The sequence below is a fragment of the Streptomyces botrytidirepellens genome, assembly GCF_003721215.1.
Classification (GTDB): domain Bacteria; phylum Actinomycetota; class Actinomycetes; order Streptomycetales; family Streptomycetaceae; genus Streptomyces; species Streptomyces himastatinicus.
Window position 1 is genome coordinate 1 of sequence record NZ_RIBZ01000453.1, and the last position, 1,390, is coordinate 1,390.

Annotated in this window: 1 protein-coding gene and 1 pseudogene; one reads left to right on the top strand and one right to left on the bottom strand. The window is 76.8% G+C overall.

From position 1 onward, the window contains the following. Positions 1-458, bottom strand: a pseudogene (locus EEJ42_RS31530) (N-acetylmuramoyl-L-alanine amidase); the annotation flags it as partial. A 117-nt stretch (positions 459-575) separates the two neighbouring features. Between EEJ42_RS31530 and EEJ42_RS31535 the strand changes: the two are divergent. After that, the gene (locus EEJ42_RS31535; protein WP_123105278.1) at positions 576-1,319 is read left to right on the top strand and encodes a TIGR03089 family protein; all 744 of its coding nucleotides are present in this window, start codon (positions 576-578) and stop codon (positions 1,317-1,319) included. Positions 1,320-1,390 lie beyond the last annotated feature (71 nt).

Sequence of the window (1,390 nt, forward strand, 5' to 3'; positions counted from 1 at the left end):
CGGGCGGCGCGGACGCGGGCCTGGACGCCGTCGGAGTCGCCGACCCACAGCGGGGCGGTCCCGCCGCGCGGATGGCCCGCGCCGCCGTCGGTGGCACCGGGGGCGGGGTCGGGGGCGTCGTCGTGGTACGCCCGGAGGTCGCGCCAGGCGGACCACACCCCGGTGCGGGCGGCGCGGGTGCGCACCTGGACGTGGCCGGGGAGGTCGTCGGAGGCGTCGTTCCAGACGACGCCGACGAGGGAGAAGGGGGGCACGTCGCGGGCGGCGAGCCCCCGGTCGCCGCCGGGCGCGGCCATGCCCCGGTCGAGCGGGAGGCCGAGCGGGCGCAGGGGCAGCGACTGGGTGCCGCCCATGAGGTGGGCGCGGTCGGCCCGGGCATGTGCGGTACCCAGGGCGGACGGGAGGGTGAGGGCGGCGGTGCACACGACGCCGACCGAGGACGCAAGGAATCCACGCATGATGAAAATCCTGTGCATATCGTGACACAAGTGTCTATTCGGACGCGCGGTGAGCGGCCGACTGGAACAGTCGGCCGACCCCCCGGCGGGGCGCGTCGGGCGCGTACCCTTGCGCGGATGAACGCCACCGATCGCACCCCCGCCGACCTGCTGCGATCCGCGCTCGCCGCGGATCCCGCGCGCCCCCTCGTGACCTTCTACGACGACGCGACGGGCGAGCGCGTCGAACTCTCCGTGGCCACGTTCGCCAATTGGGTGGCGAAGACCGCCAATCTGCTCCAGGACGACCTGGCCGCCGCCCCCGGCGACCGGGTCGCACTGCTGCTGCCCACCCACTGGCAGACCGCGGTGTGGCTGCTGGCCTGTGCGTCGGTCGGGGTCCTCGCGGACGTCGGCGGCGATCCGGCCGCGGCCGATGTGGTGGTGAGCGGGCCGGACACCCTGGAAGAGGCGCGCGCGTGCTCCGGGGAGCGGGTGGCGCTCGCCCTGCGCCCCCTGGGCGGCCGGTTCCCGCAGCCGCCGCAGGGGTTCGCCGACTACGCCGTGGAGGTGCCGAGCCAGGGCGACCGCTTCGCGCCGTACGCCCCGGTGGACCCGGACGCGCCCGCGCTGGCCGTCGGCGGGCTGGAGCTGACCGGCGCGGAGCTGGTGGAGCGGGCGCGCGCGGATGCGGCCGCGCACGGGCTCGCCGCGGGCTCCCGGGTGCTGTCGGGGCAGCCGTACGACGGCTGGGAGGGGCTGTCGTACGGGCTGTACGCGCCGCTGGCGGCGGGCGGCTCGGTGGTGCTGTGCCGCCATCTGGACCAGTTGGACGAGAAGGGGCTCGCGGAGCGCCGGGAGAGCGAGCGCGTCACGGTGTAGGGGCCCTTCGCCCCGGACACCCCCCGAGGAAGCCCACGGCCCGGCAGTCCGCCCGACCCCCGTCCGGCGGA

Excerpts from the sequence above, each read along its gene's own strand:
- EEJ42_RS31535 (WP_123105278.1), top strand. The coding sequence starts at position 576 with ATGAACGCCACCGATCGCACCCCCGCCGACCTGCTGCGATCCGCGCTC.